The 16,880-nt window shown below is 61.4% G+C and carries 16 protein-coding genes and 1 riboswitch; of the genes, 10 read left to right on the forward strand and 6 right to left on the reverse strand.

All coding sequences use genetic code 11. The annotated features are described in order from the left end of the window. Nucleotides 1-73: 73 nt before the first annotated feature. Nucleotides 74-508 (reverse strand): universal stress protein, encoded by a 435-nt coding sequence (locus tag ACB034_RS19880; RefSeq protein WP_371173559.1) that lies wholly within the window; start codon nucleotides 506-508, stop codon nucleotides 74-76. A gap of 388 nt (nucleotides 509-896) precedes the next feature. Between ACB034_RS19880 and fabV the strand changes: the two genes are divergently transcribed. The 7 genes from fabV to ACB034_RS19915 all read left to right on the forward strand — a co-directional run bounded on the left by fabV (nucleotide 897) and on the right by ACB034_RS19915 (nucleotide 8,826). Then, on the forward strand, nucleotides 897-2,084 hold the full coding sequence (gene fabV, locus ACB034_RS19885; RefSeq protein WP_225633748.1) for an enoyl-ACP reductase FabV: 1,188 nt from the start codon (nucleotides 897-899) through the stop codon (nucleotides 2,082-2,084). A gap of 93 nt (nucleotides 2,085-2,177) precedes the next feature. Then, nucleotides 2,178-2,702 carry a non-heme ferritin gene (gene ftnA, locus ACB034_RS19890; RefSeq protein ID WP_201942820.1) on the forward strand — a complete coding sequence of 175 codons (525 nt, stop codon included), beginning with the start codon at nucleotides 2,178-2,180 and terminating at the stop codon, nucleotides 2,700-2,702. A gap of 164 nt (nucleotides 2,703-2,866) precedes the next feature. Further along, nucleotides 2,867-4,051, forward strand: a complete 1,185-nt coding sequence (locus ACB034_RS19895) for an NAD(P)/FAD-dependent oxidoreductase (RefSeq protein WP_371173570.1) — start codon at nucleotides 2,867-2,869, stop codon at nucleotides 4,049-4,051. Between the two features lie 232 nt (nucleotides 4,052-4,283). Beyond that, nucleotides 4,284-4,919: a leucine efflux protein LeuE gene (gene leuE / locus ACB034_RS19900; RefSeq protein WP_026456335.1), complete on the forward strand. Its 636-nt coding sequence runs from the start codon at nucleotides 4,284-4,286 to the stop codon at nucleotides 4,917-4,919. A gap of 149 nt (nucleotides 4,920-5,068) precedes the next feature. Continuing rightward, on the forward strand, nucleotides 5,069-6,742 hold the full coding sequence (locus tag ACB034_RS19905) for a LytS/YhcK type 5TM receptor domain-containing protein (protein ID WP_371173560.1): 1,674 nt from the start codon (nucleotides 5,069-5,071) through the stop codon (nucleotides 6,740-6,742). 46 nt (nucleotides 6,743-6,788) lie between these two features. After that, on the forward strand, nucleotides 6,789-7,520 hold the full coding sequence (locus ACB034_RS19910) for a LytR/AlgR family response regulator transcription factor (protein WP_371173561.1): 732 nt from the start codon (nucleotides 6,789-6,791) through the stop codon (nucleotides 7,518-7,520). 109 nt (nucleotides 7,521-7,629) lie between these two features. Continuing rightward, nucleotides 7,630-8,826: an MFS transporter gene (locus tag ACB034_RS19915; RefSeq protein WP_371173562.1), complete on the forward strand. Its 1,197-nt coding sequence runs from the start codon at nucleotides 7,630-7,632 to the stop codon at nucleotides 8,824-8,826. Between the two features lie 74 nt (nucleotides 8,827-8,900). On the opposite strand, the gene ACB034_RS19920 is transcribed toward ACB034_RS19915, so the two are convergent. Genes ACB034_RS19920 through ACB034_RS19935 form a run of 4 tightly spaced genes read right to left on the reverse strand, consistent with a single transcriptional unit; the run spans nucleotide 8,901 to nucleotide 11,824 of the window. Then, the gene (locus ACB034_RS19920) at nucleotides 8,901-10,025 is read right to left on the reverse strand and encodes a 5-(carboxyamino)imidazole ribonucleotide synthase (protein WP_371173563.1); all 1,125 of its coding nucleotides are present in this window, start codon (nucleotides 10,023-10,025) and stop codon (nucleotides 8,901-8,903) included. Further along, nucleotides 10,022-10,531: a 5-(carboxyamino)imidazole ribonucleotide mutase gene (gene purE, locus ACB034_RS19925; RefSeq protein ID WP_371173564.1), complete on the reverse strand. Its 510-nt coding sequence runs from the start codon at nucleotides 10,529-10,531 to the stop codon at nucleotides 10,022-10,024. The genes ACB034_RS19920 and purE overlap by 4 nt, the downstream gene beginning before the upstream one ends. A gap of 59 nt (nucleotides 10,532-10,590) precedes the next feature. Further along, a complete protein-coding gene (locus tag ACB034_RS19930; protein ID WP_026456329.1) occupies nucleotides 10,591-10,893 on the reverse strand; it encodes a P-II family nitrogen regulator in 303 nt (100 codons plus the stop codon). 4 nt (nucleotides 10,894-10,897) lie between these two features. Then, the gene (locus tag ACB034_RS19935; RefSeq protein ID WP_371173565.1) at nucleotides 10,898-11,824 is read right to left on the reverse strand and encodes a sodium-dependent bicarbonate transport family permease; all 927 of its coding nucleotides are present in this window, start codon (nucleotides 11,822-11,824) and stop codon (nucleotides 10,898-10,900) included. Nucleotides 11,825-11,934: 110 nt separating this feature from the next. Between ACB034_RS19935 and ACB034_RS19940 the strand changes: the two genes are divergently transcribed. The 3 genes from ACB034_RS19940 (at nucleotide 11,935) to murI (ending at nucleotide 15,765) form a co-directional block, all read left to right on the forward strand. Continuing rightward, nucleotides 11,935-12,720: a LysR family transcriptional regulator gene (locus tag ACB034_RS19940; protein WP_371173566.1), complete on the forward strand. Its 786-nt coding sequence runs from the start codon at nucleotides 11,935-11,937 to the stop codon at nucleotides 12,718-12,720. Between the two features lie 36 nt (nucleotides 12,721-12,756). Further along, nucleotides 12,757-12,935: riboswitch (cobalamin riboswitch) on the forward strand. A gap of 51 nt (nucleotides 12,936-12,986) precedes the next feature. Further along, complete coding sequence (locus ACB034_RS19945) at nucleotides 12,987-14,852, forward strand: TonB-dependent receptor domain-containing protein (protein ID WP_268856429.1); 1,866 nt, start codon at nucleotides 12,987-12,989, stop codon at nucleotides 14,850-14,852. Between the two features lie 109 nt (nucleotides 14,853-14,961). Continuing rightward, complete coding sequence (murI, locus tag ACB034_RS19950) at nucleotides 14,962-15,765, forward strand: glutamate racemase (RefSeq protein WP_371173567.1); 804 nt, start codon at nucleotides 14,962-14,964, stop codon at nucleotides 15,763-15,765. An 18-nt stretch (nucleotides 15,766-15,783) separates the two neighbouring features. On the opposite strand, the gene ACB034_RS19955 is transcribed toward murI, so the two are convergent. Then, a complete protein-coding gene (locus ACB034_RS19955) occupies nucleotides 15,784-16,275 on the reverse strand; it encodes an RNA-binding protein (protein WP_042026776.1) in 492 nt (163 codons plus the stop codon). Nucleotides 16,276-16,880 lie beyond the last annotated feature (605 nt).

Genomic DNA, 16,880 nt, shown 5'->3' on the forward strand with positions numbered 1-16,880 from the left:
TTAGAAGCAGCACCACCAGTAGTTGTGAGTGAAGATGGTCATATTCATGGCAAATCAAGCTACGCCTGTTTGATCACTTCTGCAAGGGCACCACCAGCAGATCGCAGGGCACGGTATTCATCAGCTGGCGGGCGCTGGAGGTGAGCAGGCTCCAGAAGCTCTGGCGATGGCCGCACACCAGCAGGTCGATCTGGTAATCCTTGACCGCCTGGTTGACCCGTTCGCTGAGGTCGCCGCAGATCACCAGCTTCTTCTCGATGGGGTAGTCCACCGAGGCCAGGAAGGTCTCCAGCTTCTCCTTCGCCTCGGCGATCACCTGATCCTGCACGTTGTCGATGTCGATATCGATCATCTCGGTGTAGAGATCCTTGAGGTCCACATCGACATGGATCACCGACAACTGGGCGCCGTTGGAACGGGCCCGATCGACCGCCTTCTCGATCACCTTGCGGTTGTCTTCCGACAGATCGATCGCGGCCAGAATGTGTTTGTAATAGGTTCCACTCATGGGATATCTCCTCACTGATCCTGAGCCCACTATACCAATCTCCGCTGAAACTAAAATGGTGCCGAGGGCACAGTTTAGGGATTTGAACGGGCTTGAATGGTTGCCGGGAGCGTGCGCTTGCTCGCAGCAACAGCATTGTTTGTACATTAAATAAACAATAGTTTGAAGCGGGTCACATCCCCCGGCTTGCTCCTGGCAAGGGAGAAGCATAGGATGTGCCCGTGCTTCGCAATGAACACAAAACAACAAAAAGCATTTGAATACCGCTTTGGGGAGCCTCGGCTCCCTTTTGTTTTTCTGCCGTTTTTCTTCTCCGGAATCCGCCCGGTATCAAGGTAATCTCCCTGCGCTTGGTTATGCTGTAGCCAATTCCCTTGGAGACACCGTCATGATCATTACTCCCCAGATCCAGGGCTGCGTCGCCCGTAACTGTCACCCCATCGGCTGCCGGGCCGCCGTGCAGCAGCAGATCGCCAGTGTCAGGGCCGCAGGCCCGTTCAACGGGCCCAAACGGGTGCTGGTGCTGGGGGCCTCGTCCGGTTTCGGGCTGGCGTCGCGCATCGCGCTCACCTTCGGCGCCGGGGCCGACACCATAGGCATCTCGTTCGAACGGGGCCCCTCCGACAAGGGGCTTGGCAGCGCCGGCTGGTACAACAACATCTGGTTTCGGCAGGCGGCGGAGCAGGCCGGACGCATCGCCATCAACCTGATCGGTGACGCTTTTTCCGACACTATGCGCCAGCAGGCCATCGAGACCATTCGCCAGCAGCTCGGGCAGGTGGATCTGGTGATCTACTCGCTGGCGAGCGGCATCCGGGTGCTGGCCGATGGCACTCAGGTGCGCTCCGTGCTGAAGACCACGGGCCAACCCTTCAGCGGCTGGGGACTGGATCTGGAGCGCGATGCCCTGGTGCAGCAATCCCTGGCGCCGGCTACCCCGGAGGAGATCCGCGATACCGTCACCGTGATGGGGGGCGAGGATTGGCAGCTCTGGTTGCAGGCGCTGCAGCAGGCGGATTGCCTGGCGCCTGGCGCCCAGACGGTGGCCTACTCCTATATCGGCCCCGAGTCGACCTATCCCCTCTATCGGGATGGCACCATCGGTTATGCCAAGGAGCATCTGCACGCCACCGCCGAGACCATCAACCTGCAACTGGCACAAATCGGTGGCCACGCCTGGGTGTCGGTGTGCAAGGCGCTGGTGACCAAGGCGAGTGCCTATATTCCGGTGTTGCCTGTTTATCTCGGCCTGCTGATGGGGGTGATGAAGGAGCGAGGAGTGCACGAGGGCTGCATCGAGCAGATGCAGCGGCTGTTTGCCGGCAAGATGTACGGGCCCAATGGGGTGGTGGCCGATGGCAACCGGCTGATCCGGATGGATGACCTCGAGCTGGATCCGGCCATTCAGGCCGCCGTCTCGGCGCTCTGGCCCAAGGTAACGCCGGACAACTTCCACGCCTTGGGGGATTTCGCCGGCCTGCGCCGGGATTTCATGCAGCTCAATGGTTTCGAGCTGACTGGCGTGGATTATGGTGCGCCCGTGGATGTCGCCTCGCTCACCGAGCTGATCCCTTAAGCGAGCAGGAAATGGGATCACCCTCCCGTTGGCGGGTTGATTCGCAACCTGAGTGTGGCGACAATCGATACCAAATCACAGTGGAGAATCAGTATGTTGGCCCAACCCATGATCGAAAAGTTGAACGAACAGATTAACCTGGAGTTCTACTCCTCCAATCTTTATCTGCAGATGAGCGCCTGGTGCGAAGACAAGGGCTTCGAAGGGGCCGCCACCTTCCTGCGCCAGCACGCGGTCGAGGAGCGCCAGCATATGGAGCGCCTGTTCACCTATGTGAGCGAGACCGGTGCCATGCCCAAGCTGGGTGCCATCGATGCGCCTCCCCACGAGTTCAAGTCGCTGGGTGACGTGTTCCGCACCACCCTGGAGCATGAATACCACATCACCAAGTGCATCAACGGCCTGGCTCACGTGGCCTTCACCACCCAGGACTACTCCACCTTCAACTTCCTGCAATGGTATGTGGCCGAGCAGCACGAAGAGGAGAAGCTGTTCAAGAGCATCGTCGATCGCCTGGGTCTGGTGGGCGAGGATGGCAAGGGTCTCTACTTCATCGACAAGGAGCTGGCCGAGCTGGCCAAGGGCGCGCCGGCCAGCATCATGGACGGCAACGCCTGATAGTCGTGGACACTTAGTGTTCAGCCAGTACAATGACGGCCCTTTTACGGGCCGTTTTCTATTGTCTCGGGGCGAAAACCGCAGTGGTGACCGCCGGGCACAATGGCGACCCTGCTGTATTTCTCCGGGCCGTGTTGGTTGGTCGTTTGATGAGTAAGGCTGTGATGATGCAAGTGGATGTGGTGGTGATCGGGGCCGGTGCGGCCGGGTTGATGTGTGCGGCGCAGGCGGGCTATCGGGGCCGCTCCGTGCTGGTGCTCGACAATGCCAAGAAACCGGGCCGCAAGATCCTCATCAGCGGCGGTGGCCGCTGCAACTTCACCAACCATCAGGCGGGGGCCCACGCCTACCTCTCCGCCAATCCCCACTTCAGCAAGTCGGCGCTGGCCCGTTACACCCAGCAGGATTTCATCGATCTGGTGGATCGCCACGGGGTCAACTATCACGAGCGCACCCTGGGGCAGTTGTTCTGCCTCGAGAGCGCCAAGGATATCGTCGACGTGCTGCTCACCGAGTGCGACTGGGCCGGGGTGACCCTGCAGTGCCAGACCGAGATCCTCGCCGTCAGCAAGGGTGACGAAGGCTTCGTACTGGCGACCAGCAAGGGAGAGGTGCGTTGCCACTCGCTGGTGGTGGCCACCGGCGGCCTCTCCATGCCCAAGCTCGGCGCCACCCCTTATGGCTTCAAGCTGGCGGAGCAGTTTGGCCTCAAGGTACTGCCGACCCGTGCCGGTCTGGTGCCCTTCACCCTGCATCAGGCCGAAAAAGAGGCCTTTGCCGATCTGGCGGGTATCAGCCTCCCGGTGGCGGTGACCGCCGAGGATGGCACCCGCTTCAAGGAGGCCATGCTGTTCACCCACCGCGGCCTCTCCGGCCCCGTCATCCTGCAGATCTCCTCTTACTGGCACGCCGGCGAGAAGATCCACATCAACCTGCTGCCGGAACTCGATATTGCGGCCGCCCTGCGGGAGTGGGCCCAGGCCCATCCGGCCCAGGAGCTGAAAACCGTGCTGGGGCGCGAGCTGCCCAAACGCTTCGTCGACAAGCTGGTGGAGATGGGCCTGCTCGACAGCAAGCCGATGCGCCAGTACAACGAGCGGGAGCTGGAGGCCATCGCCGCCCTGCTGGGAGACTGGCAGATCCTGCCCAACGGCACCGAGGGGTATCGCACCGCCGAGGTGACCCTGGGGGGCGTCGATACCAACGAGCTCTCCTCCAAGACCATGGAGGCGCGCAAGGTGCCCGGCCTCTACTTTGTCGGCGAAGTGGTGGAAGTGGCCGGCTGGCTCGGTGGCTACAACTTCCAGTGGGCCTGGTCTTCCGGCTGGGTCGCCGGTCAATACTGCTGATCGCCGGCGGCGGTGTGACTGCCACCGGTTTGCCAACGGAGCAGGGCATGTTTGCCGCTTTTGTATGCGACGGTTTCCGACCTACCAGAGATTGGTATAGAGTGGTTGTTCACTCTTTCATCCGGGAGGGCGCCTCTGCACAGGTGTCCTCCGTCTCTCGGGGGCAACATGTACGAACGTTTGGATGGCATTGATGTCGCGGCCTGGTCGATGACAGGAACGGAGGTGGCCGATGTTTGAGAGCCTGGGGGTCATCAACGTCTGGACCTATCTGGTCGGTCTCTTCTTCATCATCATAGCGCCGGGCCCCAACTCGTTTTACGTGCTGCGCACCGGTGCCAGCCGTGGCATAGGGCCGGGATATCGCGCCGCTCTCGGGGTATTCGTCGGCGATGCCATCCTGATCTTCTGCGCCTATCTGGGGGTTGCCTCCCTCATTCGCACCACCCCCCTGCTGTTCACCCTGGTGCGCTACCTCGGCGCCATCTATCTGCTCTATCTGGGAGTGAAGATACTGCACGCCAACTTCATCGCCAGACGGGAAGGAGAAGAGTCCGAGATAGACGCGGGAGAGCGCTATTTCAGCAAGGCCCTGACCTTAAGCCTCACCAACCCCAAGGCGATCCTGTTCTATGTCTCCTTTTTCGTGCAGTTCATTGACTTCAACTATGCCCACACCTGGCTCTCCTATCTGGTGCTGGCCGGCATGTTGGAGGCGATGAGTTTCGTCTATCTGAGCCTGCTGATCTTCGGCGGTACCCTGATGGCTCGTTTCTTTGCGCGCAAGGTGCGCCTCGCCAAGCTGGGCAACGGTCTCATCGGCCTCTTCTTTATGGGGTTTGCGGCCAGGTTGGCCACCCTCTCCTGATGAGGATTGTTTGTCAGGCCCCGCATGTTGGCGCGGGGCTTTTTCGTTTCTGGCGCGGTGACTCGCCCTCTCTCTTTGATCCCGGTCAGCGGTGGCCGAGCTCACAATCCCTATAGTGGGCTCCCACCTGTCGCGCTCTTGAGGTATCCATGCTTGAAAATCAGATGATGCTGCTGGCGGTGTTCGAACGGGCCGCCCTGATGCTGATGACCCTGTTCTTCCTGACTCGTACCCGGCCGTTCCAGCGGCTGTTTCAGAAGCGGGATCACACCCCGGCCGAACTGGTGCTGGTCGCCGCCATCTTCTGCCTGTTTGCGGTGTTCAGCACCTACACCGGCATCCCCATAGAGGGGGCGCTCATCAACGTGCGGATCATCGCCATCATTTCGGGCGGCATCCTGTTCGGCCCCTGGGTCGGCATTCCGGCCGGGGTCATCTCGGGGTTGCACCGCTACCTCATCGACATGGATGGTCACACTTCCATCCCCTGCCTTATCGCCAGCATCATCGCCGGTCTGCTGGCCACCTGGCTGCACCTGAGATGCCGCAAGTCGCGGCTCTGGCTGTACGGCATCCTGGCGGGGATGGTCTGCGAGGGGCTGACCATGCTGCTCATCTGGCAACTGACCGAGCCACATTCGGTGGGGGTGGAAATCGTCAACCACATCGCCTATCCCATGATCGCCGGGACGCTCTGCATCGGTCTCATCATCAAGCTGGTGCAGGATCTGGATGACGAGAAGGAGCTGATTGCCGCCAAGCAGGCCAAGCTGGCGCTCGACATCGCCAACCAGACCCTGCCGTTTTTCCAGAACATCGACCGCCACTCCCTCGGGCAGGTGTGTGACGTCATCCGGCGCGAGATCAGCGCCGATGCGGTGGCCATCACCGATACCCATGACGTGCTGGCTTATGTGGGGGTGGGCAAGGATTACTACGAGCTGGACGAGCACCACGCCATCAGCGCCATGACCCAGCGGGCGGTGCTGCTGGACCAGATCATCATCAACAACGATCTGCGCCAGTACCACCTGGCCGACTTCCACTCGGTCATCATTATTCCGCTGCGGGAGAACGGCGCCGTCAGTGGCACCCTCAAGATCTACTACCGCCGCACCCACAGCATCACCAGCTCGTTGCGGGAGATGGCGGTGGGCCTCTCCCAGCTCATCTCCACCCAGATGGAGGTGTCGCGCATCGAGCAGCTGAAAGAGATGACCCGCAAGGCGGAGTTCACCGCGCTGCAGAGCAAGATCAACCCGCACTTCCTGTTCAACGCCCTCAACGCCATCTCGTCGCTGATCCGCATTCGGCCCCAGCAGGCGCGCCAGCTTATCGCCAACCTGGCGGACTACCTGCGCTACAACCTCAACAAGGGGGATACCCTCATCGACATCCAGGAGGAGCTGCAGCAGGTGCGCGACTACGTGGCCATCGAGCAGGCCCGCTTCGGCGACAAGCTGGAGGTGGTGTTCGAGGTGGACGACGTGCACATCCAGGTGCCGAGCCTGCTGTTGCAGCCGCTGGTGGAAAACGCCATCCTGCACGGCATCCAGCCCCGCAGCGCGCCGGGTCGGGTCACCATCGAGGTGAAACTGCTGGCGGGTGGCATCCGGGTGGCGGTGCGGGACACGGGGTTCGGCATCAGCCAGGCGGTGATCGACGGGGTCGCAGCTGGTCGGGTGGAGAGCCGCAGCATCGGCCTGATGAACGTGCATCAGCGGGTCAAGCTGCTCTACGGGGACGGCCTGCACCTCACGCGGCTGGAGCCGGGTACCGAAGTGAGTTTCTATCTGCCGGATCAGGAGGCGATGCCATGTTGAAGGCCATCATTGTGGAAGTTAAGTGTCTGACTCGTGAGGCGTTGTCATGTTGAAAGCCATTATTGTCGAAGACGAATACCTGGCTCGCGAGGAGCTGGCCTTTCTGGTGGAGCAGCACAGCACCATCGAGATAGTGGCAAGCTTCGAGGATGGATTGGAGGCGTTCAAATACCTGCAGGATCACGAGGTGGACGTGGTCTTCCTCGACATCCAGATCCCCGCCATCGACGGTCTGCTGCTGGCCAAGAACCTGCACAAGTCGAGCCATCCGCCCCACATCGTCTTCGTCACCGCCTACAAGGAGTTCGCGGTGGAGGCGTTCGAACTGGAGGCGTTCGACTACATCCTCAAACCCTACAACGAACTGCGCCTCATCAACCTGCTGCAAAAGCTCGAGCTGGCGGGCAAGGCACAGACGGGGCAGGGAGTCGAGCAGGGAGCGCCGCACAATCGCACCGTCAATCTGGTGAAGGGGGAGCGCATCATCGTCACCCCCTGCGAGCAGATCTACTACGCGGAAGCTGACGAGAAGCTCACCTATGTCTACACCCGCGATGACCGTTACGTGATGACCATGACCCTCAGCGAGTTTGTCAGCCGGCTGCCTGCCGAGGGGTTCTTCCGCTGCCACCGCTCCTACTGCGTCAATATCAACAAGATCCGTGAGATAGTGCCCTGGTTCAACAACACCTGTCTCATCCGGCTCCATGACCTACCGTTCGAGGTGCCGGTCAGCCGCAGCAACATCAAGGCGTTCCGTCAGCTGATGCGGCTCTGATTGTCATTCATTCCCGCCGATCTGCATTTCATGCCTTAATCGGTCGGCGGGAGTGGCGTCTTGCCTATAGTGGCCCCAGTTTCCTTAAGGCCATTGACCGAGACGCATCATGACCAAAGAGATGAATCGCACCCGCTACCTCACCCTGTTGGGGACCATCATCACCCAGTTCGCGCTGGGATCCGTTTACACCTGGAGCCTGTTCAACGCCCAGCTCTCCGACAAGCTGGACGAGCCGGTGAGTCAGGTTGCCTTCGCCTTCGGCCTGCTCAGCCTGTCGCTTGCAGTCGCCTCCTCCCTGGCGGGCAAGCTGCAGGAGCGGTTCGGGGTGCGCAACGTTACCCTGGGCGCCGGCGTGCTGCTCGGCATCGGCTTCTTTCTCACCGCTCACGCCAGCAACCTGGCGATGCTCTACCTCTGCGCCGGCATCCTAGTCGGTTTTGCCGACGGCACCGGCTACCTGATGACCCTCTCCAACTGCGTGAAGTGGTTCCCGGAGCGCAAGGGGCTCATCTCCGCCTGCTCCATCGGCGCCTATGGCCTCGGCAGTCTCGGCTTCAAGTACATCAACCTGTTGCTGCTCTCCAGCAACGGTCTTGAGACTACCTTCCAGCTGTGGGGACTGATCGCCATGTCCATGGTGCTGGTGGGCGGCATGTTGATGAAGGACGCGCCCAAGCAGGCGGCCGCCGTGCAGCAGAGCGAGAGCCGCGACTTCACCCTGGCCGAGGCGATGCGCAAGCCCCAGTACTGGATGCTGGCGCTGATGTTCCTCACCGCCTGCATGAGCGGTCTCTACGTCATCGGCGTGGCCAAGGACATCGGCGAGAAGATGGTGGGCCTGCCGGCCGTGGTCGCCGCCAACGCCGTCGCCATCATTGCCATGGCCAACCTGGGTGGCCGGCTGGTGCTGGGCATCCTCTCCGACAAGATGTCCCGCATCCGGGTCATCACCATCGCCCAGCTGATTACCCTGTGCGGCATGGCGCTGCTGCTGTTCGTACCGCTCAACGCCAACCTCTTCTTCGTGGCGGTGGCCTGTGTGGCGTTCAGCTTCGGCGGCACCATCACCGTCTACCCCTCGCTGGTGAGCGACTTCTTCGGCCTCAACAACCTGACCAAGAACTACGGCGTCATCTATCTGGGCTTTGGTCTGGGCAGCATCATCGGCTCCATCGTCGCCTCCCTGTTCGGCGGCTTCATGGCGACCTTCAACCTGATCCTGGTGTTGCTGGTGGTGGCCCTGGTGCTCTCCCTCACCATCCGTTTGCCAGCCCCCGTCGCGGCCTCTGCCGAACGGGCCTGACTCTTCGTCTGAAGGCAGCACCATAAAAAAGACCCGGGCCAAGGCCCGGGTCTTTTCGTTGGTACCAGCGGCGCTTAGCGCGGCGGCAGGCCCAGCAGGGCACGCAGTTGGCTAGCGGTGGCTTCGACCGTCGGCCAGTCGCGGCCGGTGACGGTGACGTGGCCCATCTTGCGGCCGGGGCGGGCCTCGCCCTTGCCGTAGAGGTGCAGGTGCACCCCGGGCAGGGCCAGGGCACCGGCCCAGTCCGGGGTGCCGTCCTGCCACAGATCACCGAGCAGGTTGAGCAGGATGGCGGGTTGCACCTCGGCTTTTGCCGGCAGGGGCAGATCGCACAGGGCGCGTACCTGCAGCTCGAACTGGCTGCAGCCGGCGTTGTCGATGCTGGGATGACCCGAATTGTGGGGGCGGGGCGCCATCTCGTTGACCAGCAGCTGGCCGCCGACCAGGAAGAACTCCACCGTCAGCACGCCCACGTAGTCGAGGGCGGCGATGATGTGCTCGGCGATGCGTTGGGCTTCGGCCTCCAGGGCAGGCACGTTGGCCGGAGAGCGGGTCTGATCCAGGATGCCGCCGCTGTGCCAGTTCTGCACCAGGGGCAGGGCGCTGATGGCACCGCTCGGGCTGCGCGCCAGCGTCAGGGCAAACTCCCCTTCCAGTGGCAGGCGTTTTTCCAGCACGCAGGGTACGCCGCTGGCGGCCAGGGCCGCCGGCAGCTCGCTGGCCTGGTGAATGGTCCACTGCCCCTTGCCGTCATAACCCTCGCGGGCAGTCTTGAGGATGGCGGGGAAGAGGTGATCCGACAGGGCCGGCAGCGGCTCGTGGGGCAGCAGGGTCAGGTTCGGCGCGACGGGTACGTCGGCACGGGCCAGGAAGGCTTTCTCTTCACGGCGATCCTGACAGACGCGTACTGCGCTCGCGGCCGGGTGCACCGGCTTGTGCTGCTCCAGCAGGGCCAGGGAGGCGGCGGGTACGTTCTCGAACTCGCAGGTGATGGCATCACAGCGGCGGGCCAGTTCGGCCAGGGCATCGGCGTCGTCATAGGCTGCGATGATCTGATCGTCGGCAGCGGCGCCGGCGATGCTGGCGGGATCCGGATCCAGCACGATGACCTGATAGCCGAGGCGGTGGGCAGACATCACGAAGTAGCGGCCGAGCTGGCCGCCGCCGAGCATGCCGAGGGTAGCGGGAGGCAGGATCATGCCGGCTCCTCCAGGGTGAGGGCCAGCACCCGATCGCGCTCCTTGGCGCGGAAGCCGTCGAGCTGCTGGTGGTAGCGGGGGGCGTCGCTGTCCTGAGCGACGGAGAGCAGGGAGACTGCAAACAGGCCGGCGTTGGCGGCACCCGCCTCGCCGATGGCGAAGGTGGCGACCGGTACGCCCTTGGGCATCTGCACGATGGAGAGCAGGGAGTCCATTCCCTTGAGCTGGCGGGTCGGGATCGGCACGCCCAGTACCGGGATCGTGGTCTTGGCGGCCAGCATGCCCGGCAGGTGAGCCGCACCGCCGGCGCCGGCGATGATGGCGCGCAGGCCGCGTTCGCGGGCGCTGGCGGCGTATTCGAACAGCAGATCCGGGGTGCGGTGGGCCGATACCACGCGCGCTTCGTAGGGAACCCCGTGCTCCTTGAGGATGCGGGCGGCCGCTTGCATGACGGGCCAGTCAGAGTCAGAGCCCATTACCAGGCCGATCAGGGGAGGGGTGCTCATTACTACTCCTTGCAGTCAAACGTTTGTCTCTGGTTGGCAAAACAAGCCGGCATGCCGGCTCAGAATTTCTCGGGTCGCACTATTTCGACCGTTTGCAGGAACGCAATCATAGCGTAATCGGGGTAGTAACGGATCTTAATATGTTCCATCAATCGCTCGGCCTGCTCGCGAGTGCAGATCGCCTCCAGCCTGATATTGCCGCTTTCACTCCAGCTGGCGTTGCGTTCGCCATGGTCTCCCCGGCCCCGGGCGTCCGTGATGGTGTAGCCGCGCAGCCCTTCACGGGTCAGGGTGCGCAGCAGGGTGGGTTCCAGGGTGGCCTCTGTCACTATGGTCAGCAGGGTGCGGGTCTCGGTCTGCATATGGCTACTCCATGAAGTGGCGGGCCCAGCTGTGGTAGAGCGGGATCCCCAGCATGATGTTGAACGGGAAGGTGACCCCCAGCACGGCGCTCAGCGACAGTCCGGGATTGGCCTGGGGCAGGGCGATGCGCAGGGTGGCGGGTACGGCAATATAAGAAGTGCTGGCGGCCAGGATGGCAAGCAGGGTCAATCCGCCGAGGGAGAGCCCCATCAGCTTGCCGACGGCCAATCCCAGTCCGGCCGAAGCGAGCGGCATCAGCAGGGCGAAGCCGAGCAGGAACAGGCCGTGGCGGCGCAGATCCTGGCACTGGCGTGCGACGATGAGGCCCATTTCCAGCAGGAACAGGGCCAGCGCCCCCTTGAACAGGTCGACAAAGAGCGGTTTGAGGGGGGCGACCCCTTCCGGGCCGGCCAGATAGCCGATGGCCATGCCGCCGAGCAGCAGGGTGACCCCCTTGCCGAGGAAAGTCTCGTGGGCCAGCATCCGCCAGCGGGTCTGGCGACTCACGCCACGCGCCAGCACTATGCCGACCAGGATGGCCGGGATCTCCATCACTGCCAGGAAGATGGAGAGCTGGGATTCGAAGTCGATGCCGCGCTCGGTGAGCCAGTTCACCCCGACCGCGAAAGTGGCCACGCTGACCGAGCCGTAGTGGGCGGCGGTGGCGGCGGCATCGATCCGGTTCATCTTGATGCGCAGCAGGGCAAAGCCGAGCAGGGTCTGCACCACGCCGAGCAGGATCACCAGCGCCAGCTGGGGCAGCAGGGGGAGCAGGGATTGCTGGGCCAGCCCGACGCCGCCCTTGAGGCCGATGGCCAGCAGCAAAAAGAGGGAGAGAGTATCGTAGAGGGCGGGCGGCAGTTTGAGCTCGGAACGCACCAAACCAGCCAGCAGGCCAAACAGGAAAAAGAGAACAACAACATCCAACATGATGACTCGCGGGAGCAGTCCACAGGGTGGTTGCATGCTAGAGTGCATGATGCTTCGATAAAATCAGATTTTGATTGATGGTTGTTCGGTAAAAACTGATAAGGGGTCCGATGCTCAACTACAAACAGCTCTACTACTTCTGGCATGTGGCCCGCAGCGGTGGCGTGACTCGGGCGGCGCAGCAGTTGCATCTGACCCCGCAGACCATCAGCGGCCAGGTGGCCGAGCTGGAGCACTCCTTGCGCCACGCCAGCCAGGAGCTGACCATGCAGGTGGGGATTACCGCGTCAGTCCCCCGCACCCTGGCGTTCGAACTGCTGGCGCCGGCCATGGCACTGGCGACCCCGCTTCGGCTGATCTGTCATGAGGAACGGCCCGACCAGCTCTTCAGCGAGCTGGCCAGACACAAATTGGACATGGTGCTGACCGACCGCCCGCTGCCCCCCGACAGCGGCATCCGCGGCTATAACCACGAGCTGGGGCGCAGCCCGCTGGCGCTGTTTGCCAGCCCGGCGCTGGCGGCGCAGGCCCGCAAGGGGTTTCCCGCCGCGCTGGAGGGGTTGCCCGTGCTGATCCCGGGTGAAAAGTCGGTGACTCATGATCGCTTACTGGCCTGGTATCACCAGCAGGGCATCCATCCCCACCTGGTCGGCCAGTTCGATGACTCCGCCCTGATGAAGTCGTTTGGCAAGGCGGGGATGGGGATCTTTCCGGCTCCGCTCGCCATGGGGGAGGAGATAACCCGCGTCTATGGTGTCGAACGGATTGCCACCCTGCCCGAGGTCACCCTCTCCTACTATCTTGTCTCGGCCGGTCGTCATCTCTCCCACCCCGGCGTGAAGGCGGTGATGGAGGGGGCCAGCCAGCGATTGGCGGCACTGGAAAATAAAAAATAGAAATCTGGATGGCTATACATCCGATATGCGTCTGCCTATAATCCCCCCCGCTTTGGCGCATCATGCTTAATAGGGAATCCGGTGAAAATCCGGAGCTGGCGCGCAGCGGTAAGGGGGAACGAAGCGACATCAGGGCACTGCCGTCAGGTGGGAAGCCGTCGCCGTAGGTCATCAGCCCCCCAGCCCGAAGACCTGCCAGAGTTCGTATTTCGGGCCGAGAGAAACCGGCCACGAAGTAGATGCTTACGCGAACTTAAGGATCTCTCATGTCCAAGAAATTATTGGCGGCTGCCCTGTTGCCGACGGCGGCATTTGCCCAGCAGCTGACCATTCCTGTCAATCCCACCATGGTGGTGACCGCCACTCGCGTCGCCCAACCTGCTTCCAGCGTACTGGCTCCCGTCAATGTGATCAGCCGGGACGAGATCGATCGCCTGCAAGCCCAGACCGTGACCGATGTGGTCAAGACCCTGCCCGGTGTGGAAGTGGTCAGCAATGGTGGTCGCGGTCAACTGAGCTCGCTGCGGGTGCGCGGCGGTACCTCTTCCCAGACGCTGGTGCTGGTGGACGGCGTGCGCAGCGCCTCTCTGACCGCCGGCATGACCGAACTCAACAACCTGCCGCTCAATCAGGTCGAGCGGATCGAATATATTCGCGGCCCGCGTGCATCCATCTATGGCTCCGATGCCATCGGCGGGGTGATCAACATCATCACGCGCCCCGAGCAGGGCACCAACCAGCACAAGTTCAACCTGGGGGCTGGTTCCAATCAACAGCGCCAGGCGGCGTTCAGCAGCGCCAGCCAGGTGGGCGAGGCGGGTCAGCTCAAGGTCGCCGGCGGCTTTGACGACGAGTCCGGCTACAACGTACATCCTCTGCCCGGTATCAATGATGGCGATCGTCATGGCCACCGCGGTTATAACGCCATGCTGGACTATCAGCAGGCGCTCACTGGCAACTGGGATCTGTTCGGGACGACCCGCTGGTTCCGCAACGTTGCCCAGTATGACAGTTCGTCCGCTGCTTCCGCCTGGGGGCCGGCGAATCATCAGCGCAACGAAACCTGGACCGAGAACCAGAGCTACCAGCTCGGTTCCCGCTATCACGATGATCGTTACCTGAGCGAGCTGCGCGGCGCCTTTTCCAAGCAGGACGCCTACGACTATCCGGACAACAGCGGTCGCGATCAGGCCGTTAACCGCACCTATACCCGCCAGTACAGCCTGAACTGGGTCAACAGCTTCAAGGTGAACGAGTTCTGGACCCTGGGGGGCGGGGCCGACTGGCAGCGCGACATGCTGGATGATCGCTCCCGCTCCTCCGGCGCCACCTATCCGGCTGATGCCAAAGAGCGTGACAACACCGGCCTCTATGCCCTCGCCCAGTTTGACAACCAGACCTGGCAGGCCGAGTTGAGCGGACGCAGCGACGACAACGAGCAGTTTGGCCGTCACAACACCTGGCAGACCGGAGCGGGCTGGCGTTTCGCAGAGGATTACCGTCTCAGCGCCCGTTACGGCACAGGCTTCCGTGCACCGACCTTCAACGATCTCTACTATCCGGGCTCCGGCAACAGCAAGCTGAAGCCGGAAGAGTCGAAGAGCAGCGAATTGATGCTGGATGGCCAGACCGCCGGGGTGGAGTGGCGCCTGACCGGCTATCGCAACGATTTCGAGCAGATGATCCAGTGGGCCCCCGATAGCCAGGGGATGTGGACGCCGCAAAACGTGGGTAAGGCACGGATCGAAGGTATCGAGTTGGAAGGGGAGTTTGATACCGGCTGGTTGAGCCATCGGGTCTCTGCCGAATACAAGGATCCCAAAGACAGGATCACCGACAAACAGCTGCAACTGATCTCCCGCAAGGGCGCCAAGTGGGTGACAGAGGCGCAGTGGCAGCAGTTTGACGGCTCCCTGAGCTGGATTTACCAGGGCGAGCGCTATGGCAACGCGGCCAACACCACCGAGCTGGGTGGTTACAGCGTGTGGAATCTGGCGGTGGGTTACAAGGTGACACCGGCGCTGAAGGTCTCCGGCAAGATTAACAACCTGCTGGACAAGGAGTATCAGACCGCGGTCGGCTATCCGGCTGATGAGCGCGCTTACTACATCACCATGGATTACTCTCTGTAAGCCCTATCCGTCTGATCGGAAAAAACCGGGGCCCTGCCATTGGCAGGGCCTTTTCTATTGGCCGCAGCCGGGAGTATGATCGCCCCCTTGCACCAAAGGGGGAGCTCAAGTGGCCAATATTCTCGTGTTTGATTCCGGTATGGGTGGCCTCACCATCTATCGCGAGATCCGCCGTGTTTTGCCGGCCCACAACTATTTCTACTGTTTCGACAACGCCAACTTCCCCTACGGCGAACTGAGCGAACCCCAGCTGATCGCGGCCTGCTCCGGTCTGGTCAGTCACATGGTGACAGCACATGCCATCGATCTGGTGGTGATCGCCTGCAACACAGCGAGCACCATAGCTCTGCCCGCGCTGCGTGCCGCACTGGCCATTCCGGTCGTGGGAGTCGTGCCCGCCATCAAGCCGGCAGCCGCCCTGACCCGCAATGGTTGCATCGGTCTTCTGGCAACGCCCGGCACGGTCAGTCGCCACTATACCCAGGAGTTGATCGCCCAGTTTGCCCCCGGCAAGCGGGTGCTGCTCAAAGGCACGACAGAGCTGGTCATCGAGGCCGAGCACAAGCTGGCCGGACTGCCGGTCAACATGCCGCTGCTGCGCGAAGTCCTGGCCGAGTGGCTGGAAGGGGAGTGCACGCCGGATACGCTGGTGCTGGGTTGTACCCACTTCCCGTTATTGAATGAGGAGATCCAGCAACTGATGCCAGGGTGCCGGCTCGTCGATTCGGGTTGCGCGGTGGCCAAACGGGTGGCCTGGTTGCTGGCCAACGGGGGCCATGCCGCTTCCGGCCAGATTCACTGCAATGAGGTGATTGCTCGGGCTTATTGCACCCGGCTGGATGGGGAGGCTCAAAAACTGACAGCCCCCTTGCAAGCATGGGGGCTGTCATCGTTGGAAGAGGTGCGTTACTGAGATATTCCGACGCTCAGATCAGGCGTCAGCCTCGCCACCTTCCTTCTCTTCTTTATCCCGCTTGTCGTTGGCTTCGCGTACCTTCAGAGTGCGCTGTTGATACTCCTTGTCATTCAAGGCTGCAATCGCCTTGGCAGCATCGGCGGCGGGCATCTCCACAAAACCAAATCCTCTGCGTTTGCCGGTCGCCTTGTCTTTCATCAAGCGAACGGAAATCACCTGGCCTTGCTCGGCAAACAATTCGCGCACGGCGATCTCGTTGGCCCGATATGGCAGGTTGCCTACATATAAGGTGCATGTCTCCTGATTGGCGACCGCATCTACGGCATTGGCCGGGGAACGTTTCAGGCAGAGCGGGACGATAAAACCACCGATAGCCAGGCCCACGGCAAAAATAACTTCCGCCTTCAAAGAAAACTGCAGGGCTTGAGCAACCAGATAACCGATAACTGCCAATACCAGTGCAAGGATGGCGGCCTGCACATAGACGGGAAATTTGGATAAATTCATCTTAAAAGACCTTTTGTAAATGAAAGCAAAAAAGGTGCAACACTATATTCACCTCCATGGTAACCAGCTTTCCTGATTGGCGCTACCACGGACCGCTAGGGAGAGGTTATCGATGTCAGTATGGCATTCCCGGAGCCCTTTGCGTTGTCAGAAATGACGCTTAAAAGGGTGTGGAACCGCTGTTTTGTGGATAACCCTGTATATATACACTGAATAAGCTGTTTCTAATTGAAATATTTGAAATTTTCGTGATTTTCTTCAAAAAAAGTCTTGTCATCGAAACGCCGCTCCCTATAATGCGCCCTCATCAGCACGGCGGTTCACGCCAACCTGATGAGCCAGCTTCCTTGAGAAGCCGGCGCCGAAAGAAAAGCGAAAACAATCGCTTGACTTTCGAAGTGAGAAGCGTAATATGCGCTTCCTCAACGCGACAAGCGTAGCGCTCTTTAACAATTTGAATCAAGCAATCTGTGTGGGCACTCACAGCATCGAGTATCAAAAACAATTTTTGATTTTCAATGTCTGATGAAGTGACCAAAGCAACGAAAGTTGCAGCAGTTAATTCAGCAATTCATTGAGCCGCCTTTATAGGCAACCAAACTTAA

This window comes from Aeromonas sp. S18(2024), from assembly GCF_041402525.1.
GTDB classification, from domain to species: domain Bacteria; phylum Pseudomonadota; class Gammaproteobacteria; order Enterobacterales; family Aeromonadaceae; genus Aeromonas; species Aeromonas enteropelogenes.

Bases quoted from the DNA above. Each gene is read 5' to 3' on its own strand.
- ACB034_RS19930 (WP_026456329.1), bottom strand. From the start codon at position 10,893: ATGCAGACCGAGACCCGCACCCTGCTGACCATAGTGACAGAGGCCACC.
- ACB034_RS19895 (WP_371173570.1), top strand. From the start codon at position 2,867: ATGATGCAAGTGGATGTGGTGGTGATCGGGGCCGGTGCGGCCGGGTTG.
- ACB034_RS19945 (WP_268856429.1), top strand. From the start codon at position 12,987: ATGTCCAAGAAATTATTGGCGGCTGCCCTGTTGCCGACGGCGGCATTT.
- ACB034_RS19935 (WP_371173565.1), bottom strand. From the start codon at position 11,824: ATGTTGGATGTTGTTGTTCTCTTTTTCCTGTTTGGCCTGCTGGCTGGT.
- ACB034_RS19920 (WP_371173563.1), bottom strand. From the start codon at position 10,025: ATGATCCTGCCTCCCGCTACCCTCGGCATGCTCGGCGGCGGCCAGCTC.
- purE (WP_371173564.1), bottom strand. From the start codon at position 10,531: ATGAGCACCCCTCCCCTGATCGGCCTGGTAATGGGCTCTGACTCTGAC.
- ACB034_RS19915 (WP_371173562.1), top strand. From the start codon at position 7,630: ATGACCAAAGAGATGAATCGCACCCGCTACCTCACCCTGTTGGGGACC.
- ACB034_RS19940 (WP_371173566.1), top strand. From the start codon at position 11,935: ATGCTCAACTACAAACAGCTCTACTACTTCTGGCATGTGGCCCGCAGC.
- ACB034_RS19910 (WP_371173561.1), top strand. From the start codon at position 6,789: ATGTTGAAAGCCATTATTGTCGAAGACGAATACCTGGCTCGCGAGGAG.
- ftnA (WP_201942820.1), top strand. From the start codon at position 2,178: ATGTTGGCCCAACCCATGATCGAAAAGTTGAACGAACAGATTAACCTG.
- leuE (WP_026456335.1), top strand. From the start codon at position 4,284: ATGTTTGAGAGCCTGGGGGTCATCAACGTCTGGACCTATCTGGTCGGT.
- ACB034_RS19955 (WP_042026776.1), bottom strand. From the start codon at position 16,275: ATGAATTTATCCAAATTTCCCGTCTATGTGCAGGCCGCCATCCTTGCA.
- ACB034_RS19880 (WP_371173559.1), bottom strand. From the start codon at position 508: ATGAGTGGAACCTATTACAAACACATTCTGGCCGCGATCGATCTGTCG.
- ACB034_RS19905 (WP_371173560.1), top strand. From the start codon at position 5,069: ATGCTTGAAAATCAGATGATGCTGCTGGCGGTGTTCGAACGGGCCGCC.
- fabV (WP_225633748.1), top strand. From the start codon at position 897: ATGATCATTACTCCCCAGATCCAGGGCTGCGTCGCCCGTAACTGTCAC.